Origin of the sequence: Streptomyces purpureus (assembly GCF_014648195.1) — a bacterium.
Taxonomy (GTDB): Bacteria; Actinomycetota; Actinomycetes; order Streptomycetales; family Streptomycetaceae; genus Streptomyces; species Streptomyces purpureus.
Genome location: NZ_BMQQ01000014.1, coordinates 145345 through 152212 on the forward strand (window position 1 = coordinate 145345; position 6868 = coordinate 152212).

The window sequence follows — 6868 nt, forward strand, 5'->3', positions numbered from 1 at the left end:
ATAGGCCACTGCCAAATCACGGTCTTGCCGTGACTATGTGCCGTGGCCCTCTGCCTGGTGACCACCCTCATCGACAGGCAGCACGGCCGGGTACCGCACAACCCTCCCCCTCACGAAGGCGAACAACTCCATGCCTGACCGCACGCTTACTGCGGCCGACGACACGCTGTCCGCCACGCCACCGGCAGCAGCGTCCCCCCACGTCGACGCCGGTGACGCCGGGTACCGCAAGGACCTGAAGTCCCGGCACATCAACATGATCGCCATCGGTGGCGCGATCGGCACCGGCCTCTTCCTCGGTGCCGGTGGCCGCATGGCCAATGCCGGACCGTCGCTCTTCATCGCGTACGCGGTCTGTGGCGTTTTCGCCTTCTTCGTGGTGCGGGCCCTCGGTGAGCTGGTCCTCTACCGCCCCTCCTCCGGCGCCTTCGTCTCCTACGCCCGTGAGTTCATGGGCGAGAAGGGCGCCTACACGGCCGGCTGGCTCTACTTCCTCAACTGGTCGACCACCGCCATCGCCGACATCACCGCGGCCGCGACCTACGCCCACTTCTGGGCCATGTTCAGCGACATACCGCAGTGGATCCTGGCGCTGATCGCCCTCGCGGTCGTCCTCGCCGCCAACCTCATCTCCGTGAAGTACTTCGGCGAGATGGAGTTCTGGTTCGCGATCATCAAGGTCGCCGCGCTGGTCGCCTTCATGCTCGTCGGCATCTTCCTCATCGTGACCTCGCACGACATCGGCGGCCACACCCCGGGCTTCTCCACCATCACCGACAACGGCGGCATCTTCCCCAGCGGTGTGATGCCGATGCTGCTGCTGATCCAGGGTGTCGTCTTCGCCTACGCCTCCGTCGAGCTGTGCGGCGTCGCCGCCGGTGAGACCGAGAACCCCGAGAAGATCATGCCGAAGGCGATCAACTCGATCATGTGGCGCGTCGGCCTGTTCTACGTCGGCTCGGTCGTGCTGCTCGCCCTGCTGCTGCCGTACACCGCCTACTCCGGCGACCAGAGCCCCTTCGTCACCGTCTTCGACAAGCTCGGCATCCCCGGCGCCGCGGGCGTGATGAACCTCGTCGTCCTCACCGCCGCGCTCTCCAGCCTCAACTCCGGTCTCTACTCGACCGGCCGCATCCTGCGCTCCATGTCGCTGTCAGGCTCCGCGCCCAAGTTCACCGGCGTCATGAACAAGGGCGGCGTGCCCTACGGCGGCATCCTGCTCACCGCCGCCTTCGGTGTGGTCGGCGTCGGCCTGAACTACGTGATGCCCGGCGAGGCGTTCGAGCTCGTGCTGAACTTCGCCTCCATCGGCATCATCGGCACCTGGGCGATGATCATGGTCTGCTCGCTGCTGTTCGTGAACCGCTCCAAGGAAGGCCGGGTCACCCGCCCCGGCTACCGGCTGCCCTGGGCCCCGTACACCCAGATCGTCACGCTGGTCTTCCTCGGCTCGGTCCTGGTCCTGATGTGGATGGACGGCGGCATCAGCCGCACCACCATCAACTGCCTCCCGCTGATCGCGCTCATGCTCGTCGGCGGCTGGTACCTGGTCCGCAAGCGGGTCGCCGCCGCGGCCGACGCGCCCAAGGCCTGACCTTCCGCGAGGACACGAGGCGGGGCCCCCACCGGACACTCCGGTGGGGGCCCCGCCCGCTCTGCACGCCGTACGTCAGTGGTGGCCGCCGTGCCCGCCACCGTGGTCGAACTTCAGCGCCTCCTTCGGCATCACCACGAACGGCCGCATCATGCCCATGTCCTCGTGCTCCAGCAGATGGCAGTGGTACATGAACCGCCCGTACGCGCCGTCGAAGTGCCCCATGACTCGCACCATCTCCCCCTGAGACACCCGGAAGGTGTCCTTCCAGCCCTGCTCGTTGGCCGGCACCTCCCGCTCACCCTCGTACCGCACCGGCGACAGCGTCCCGCCGAGCGCCGGATCGAACTCCGCCACCGAATAGCTGTCCCGGCCCATCACCTGGAAGTCCGCCAGATGGATGTGCATCGGATGCACCGGCGCCCCCAGGTTCAGGAACGACCACTGCTCGTACGTCCCCTCCCCGACGGTGAAACCGAGCCCGTCGTTGAAGGTCCGGGCCGTGCGCCGGTACGTCTTCACCGAGCCGTCCGGCCGGCGCAGCTGGATCACCCCGTTCGTCGGCACCCGCACGGCCGCGTCCTTGACCTCCACCATCTCCCAGATCTCCGGATGCCCGCCCCCGCCCACCGTCTGCGGCGGCGTCAGCACGATCAGCCGGTGCCCGTGCTCCGTGTGCTCATGGTCGAAACGCCGGAAGGACCCCGACAGCACCGGCGGCAGGACGAACGGATCCGCGACCTCGCACTCCCGCACTCGGAACTCCATGACCTGCGGATACGGCACGTTCCCCGCCGCGTCCGGCACCCCCGGCGCCGCCCCCGGCGCGCGGTTCACCAGACGCACGCTCCGTCCGGCGAGGGCTCGGAAGTCCACCAGCAGATCGAACCGCTCGGCCGGCGCGATCGTCAGCGGCTGCCCGTCCTCGAAGTCCACCGCCACCGGCCGCGGCAGCAGCCCGCCGTCACTGCCGATCTGATGCACCGCCCCGGGCACGGGAGCGTCGTCCTCGTCCACCAGGACCAGGTCGTAGATCCGCGCGTTGGAGGCGTTGACCAGCCGGAAGCGGTACCAGCCGTTGTCGACGTCCAGATACGGCCAGATCTTGCCGTTGACCGTGGTGTACGGGCCGAAGAACGGCAGCGACACCGGCTTGCCGGTCTCGGGATGGCTCGCGAGGAGCCGGGTCGTCTTGTGCAGCAGCCGCCCGTTCAGCCGCCTGTCCGGATCCTGGTCGAGATTCCGGTCCGCCAGGATCAGCGGCAGCTCCCGCGCCCCGGACGGCAGCCCGAGCGCGTCCTCCTCGTCGTCCCGTACGAGATACGTACCGACCAGACCCGCGTACACGTTCCACCGCGTGATGTTCATGGCGTGGTCGTGGTACCACCACTGCACCGCAGCATGGTCGTTCGGATACTCCGACAGCTGCGCATCCCCGTACCCGACGGCGTTGTCCGCCCAGCCGTCGTTGCCGCCCCCGGTCTGCGCCCCGTGCAGATGCGTCACCGACCAGGCCGGCAGCGCCGCCACCTCCCGGTTCACCGCCGCCCCCTCCCGGCCCGGCCGGTTGTGCGGATCGGGGAGCCCGTCCGTCCGGTCCACCTCCACCACCGTCACCGGATACTCGCTGCCGCGCGGAATCCGGTTGGTCCAGGCGATCCGGATCCGCTGCCCGCGCCGTACCTCGATCGTCGGGCCGGGCACGGTGCCGTCGTACCCCCACATCAGCGTCGGCGGCAGCTCCGAGTGCATCCGCACCCAGGTCGGCCGCAGCGCGATCTCGATCTCGTGCCGGACGTCCGCCACGTCCGGCCGTAACACCGGCGGGACGGGCAACTCGTCGACGTACGGAGTCAGTTCGGCCTCGACGGCCTTCGTTTCGACGTGCTCACTCATGGTTTCCCCCGTGGAGCAGTGACGTGTCTACGCGGGGGAGGACGGCAGGAGACTCAGCGGAGTTGCCCCTTCCGCGCCACCTGGCCGAAACCCTCTCATCCACGGCGGATCACCACCCGGCCGCAGGGAATAGTGGTGCCGACACCGTTACCGAGGAAAGGAAGACGCGATGCCGCAGCAGGTCCAGGGGGTCGTCGCCACCGGCAGGAACGAGCCGGTCCGCGTGGAGACCATCGTCGTCCCGGACCCCGGCCCCGGCGAAGCCGTGGTGAAGATCCAGGCCTGCGGGGTCTGCCACACGGATCTGCACTACAAACAGGGCGGGATCAACGACGACTTCCCCTTCCTCCTCGGCCACGAGGCGGCGGGCATCGTCGAGTCGGTCGGCGACGGCGTCACCGACGTCGCCCCCGGCGACTTCGTCATCCTCAACTGGCGTGCCGTCTGCGGCCGTTGCCGGGCATGTCTGCGCGGCCGCCCCCAGTACTGCTTCGACACCCACAACGCCCGGCAGAAGATGACCCTGCTCGACGGTACGGAACTCTCCCCGGCCCTCGGCATCGGCGCCTTCGCCGAGAAGACCCTGGTCGCCGCCGGCCAGTGCACCAAGGTCGACCCCGGCGTCGACGCCGCCGTCGCCGGACTCCTCGGCTGCGGCGTCATGGCGGGCATCGGCGCCGCGATCAACACCGGCAACGTCGGCCGCGGCGACTCGGTCGCCGTCATCGGCTGCGGCGGAGTCGGCGACGCGGCCGTCGTCGGCGCCCGCCTCGCCGGCGCGGCCCGCATCATCGCCGTCGACATCGACGACCGGAAGCTGGAGACCGCCCGCTCCATGGGCGCCACCCACACGGTCAACTCCCGCTCCACCGACCCCGTCGAGGCGATCCGCGAACTCACCGGCGGTTTCGGCGCGGACGTCGTCATCGAGGCCGTCGGCCGCCCCGAGACCTACCGCCAGGCCTTCTACGCCCGAGACCTGGCCGGCACGGTCGTCCTCGTCGGCGTCCCCACCCCGGAGATGAAGCTGGAACTCCCCCTCCTCGACGTCTTCGGCCGCGGCGGCTCGCTCAAGTCGTCCTGGTACGGCGACTGCCTGCCCTCCCGCGACTTCCCCATGCTCGTCGACCTGCACCAGCAGGGCCGCATCGACCTCGGCGCGTTCGTCACCGAGACCATCGGCCTCGGCGACGTCGAGAAGGCCTTCGCCCGGATGCACGAGGGAGACGTCCTGCGCTCGGTGGTGGTCCTGGGATGACCGCCCGCATCGACCACCTCGTCACCTCCGGCACCTTCACCCTCGACGGCTCCACCTGGGACGTCGACAACAACGTCTGGATCGTGGGTGACGACTCGGAGGCGATCGTCATCGACGCCGCCCACGACGCCACCGCCATCCTCGCCGCGCTCGGCGGCCGCACCCTGCGCGCCATCGTCTGCACCCACGCCCACAACGACCACATCGACGCGGCCCCCGCCCTCGCCGCGGCCACCGGCGCCCGGATCCTGCTCCACCCCGCCGACCAGCCGCTGTGGAAGCAGACCCACCCCGGCCACTCCCCGGACGGCGACCTGTCCGACGGCCAGACCCTCACCATCGCGGGCGTGGACCTCCACGTCCTGCACACCCCGGGCCACGCCCCCGGCGCGGTCTGCCTCCACGCCCCCGACCTCGCCACCGTCTTCACCGGCGACACCCTCTTCAAGGGCGGCCCAGGCGCCACCGGCCGGTCCTTCTCCGACTTCCCGACGATCATCGACTCGATCCGGGACCGGCTGCTCACCCTGCCGCCGGCCACCGTCGTACGGACCGGCCACGGCGACTCCACCACCATCGGCGCCGAGGCCCCCCACCTCGATCAGTGGATCAGCCGAGGCCACTGAGGCGCAGCCGGCTCTCGAACCGCACCGGAGAGCCGGAGAGGGGGTCGGTGAACTCCAGCGTCCGCGCCAGCAGTTGCAGCGGCCGCGTGAAGTCCTCCGGCCCCTCGGGAGCCACCACGGGATAGATCGGATCGTTCAGGATCGGCACCCCGAGCCGGTTCATATGGACGCGTAGCTGATGGGTACGGCCGGTGGCCGGCAGCAGCCGGTACCGGCCGAGCCCGCCCGCGTGCTCGATCAGCTCGATCCGGCTCTCGCTGTTCGGCTCACCCGGCTCCTCCCGCGCCGCCAGCACCCCCCGCTCCTTCACGATCCGGCTGCGCACGGTCACCGGCAATCGCAGCGCCGGATCGTACGGCGCCACCGCCTCGTACTCCTTGCGTACCCGCCGGTCCCGGAACAGCGTCTGGTAGGCGCCCCGGTCCTCGGGGCGTACGACGAACAGCACCAGGCCCGCCGTGAGCCGGTCGAGCCGGTGCGCGGGCTGCAGCCGCTCAAGCCCCAGATCCCGCCGCAGCCGCGCCAGCGCCGTCTCCGTCACATGGCTGCCGCGCGGCATCGTGGCCAGAAAATGCGGCTTGTCGACCACCAGGATCCGCTCGTCGCGGTGGACGATCCCGATCCCGAACGGCACCGGCGGCTCGGGCGGAAAGTCCCGGTGGAACCAGAGATACGCGCCCGCGCGGTACGGCTCCCCGCCCGCGACCGGCCCGTCCGTCCCCACGAACCGGCCCCCGGCCAGCATCGCGTCCACCCGCCCGGCACCGATCGCCCCGGCGAACCGTGCCAGCAGATGGTCGCGGACGGTCGGCCAGGCGCCGTCCGGATCGGCGGGCAGCTTCAGCCGTACGGGATCGATCCCGTCCCGCTGGGGGAGCGGCGCCGCCGGGGTCCTCGCTCTGCGTCTCACCACCGCACGATATCCGGCTCCCGCGCGCCGGCCGCAGGTCAGCGCATTGCCACCGTCAGCAGGAAGACGGAGTCCTCCAGCGCCTCCATGGTGTGCGCCCCCACCGGCATCACCAGCAGATCGCCGTCCCGGCCCTCCCAGACGTGCCCGTCCGCGTCCAGCCGCACCCGCCCCGACCGCACCAGGACCGTCGCCTCCCCGGCCGCCGTCTCGTGCTCGCTCTGGGCGGTGCCGGCCGTCATCGCCACCACGGTCTGCCGCAGGATCCGCTCGTGCCCGCCGACCAGGGTCGTCGCACTGCGGCCTGAGTCCGCCGCCTGCGCCGCCCTCAGCTGCTCACGGGCCGTCGCGTCCAGCGAGAACTTCTCCATCATCGTGCCTCCCTTGCTGGTGCTCCCAAGCCGACCCTGACAGGGCCGGGGGCCAAGGGCACGCCGGGAGGGACCGAAAGCCCCACAGAACGACGAAGACCGGCCAGGCTCTGGGGCCCGACCGGTCTGTCGTGTGGTGTCCGAGGGGGGACTTGAACCCCCACGCCCGATAAAGGGCACTAGCACCTCAAGCTAGCGCGTCTGCCATTCCGC

Annotated in this window: 6 protein-coding genes; 3 read left to right on the top strand and 3 right to left on the bottom strand. The window is 70.4% G+C overall.

Going from position 1 to position 6868, the window contains the following annotated elements; all coding sequences use genetic code 11:
* Positions 1–130 precede the first annotated feature (130 nt).
* Positions 131–1594 carry an amino acid permease gene (locus IEZ01_RS19380; RefSeq protein ID WP_028797344.1) on the top strand — a complete coding sequence of 488 codons (1464 nt, stop codon included), beginning with the start codon at positions 131–133 and terminating at the stop codon, positions 1592–1594.
* 75 nt (positions 1595–1669) lie between these two features.
* On the opposite strand, the gene phsA is transcribed toward IEZ01_RS19380, so the two are convergent.
* Positions 1670–3490, bottom strand: a complete 1821-nt coding sequence (gene phsA / locus IEZ01_RS19385; RefSeq protein WP_189202790.1) for an O-aminophenol oxidase PhsA — start codon at positions 3488–3490, stop codon at positions 1670–1672.
* A 169-nt stretch (positions 3491–3659) separates the two neighbouring features.
* Between phsA and IEZ01_RS19390 the strand changes: the two genes are divergently transcribed.
* The gene (locus IEZ01_RS19390) at positions 3660–4748 is read left to right on the top strand and encodes an S-(hydroxymethyl)mycothiol dehydrogenase (RefSeq protein WP_019885029.1); all 1089 of its coding nucleotides are present in this window, start codon (positions 3660–3662) and stop codon (positions 4746–4748) included.
* Positions 4745–5374, top strand: a complete 630-nt coding sequence (locus IEZ01_RS19395) for an MBL fold metallo-hydrolase (RefSeq protein WP_019885028.1) — start codon at positions 4745–4747, stop codon at positions 5372–5374. The genes IEZ01_RS19390 and IEZ01_RS19395 overlap by 4 nt, the downstream gene beginning before the upstream one ends.
* Here the strand turns inward: IEZ01_RS19395 and IEZ01_RS19400 are convergent.
* Both IEZ01_RS19400 and IEZ01_RS19405 read right to left on the bottom strand, forming a co-directional pair.
* Positions 5358–6284, bottom strand: a complete 927-nt coding sequence (locus tag IEZ01_RS19400) for an RluA family pseudouridine synthase (protein ID WP_028797343.1) — start codon at positions 6282–6284, stop codon at positions 5358–5360. The two genes, IEZ01_RS19395 and IEZ01_RS19400, sit on opposite strands and share 17 nt — an antisense overlap.
* Before the next feature lie 38 nt (positions 6285–6322).
* Positions 6323–6655 carry a cupin domain-containing protein gene (locus IEZ01_RS19405; RefSeq protein WP_189202831.1) on the bottom strand — a complete coding sequence of 111 codons (333 nt, stop codon included), beginning with the start codon at positions 6653–6655 and terminating at the stop codon, positions 6323–6325.
* Between the last annotated feature and the right edge of the window lie 213 nt (positions 6656–6868).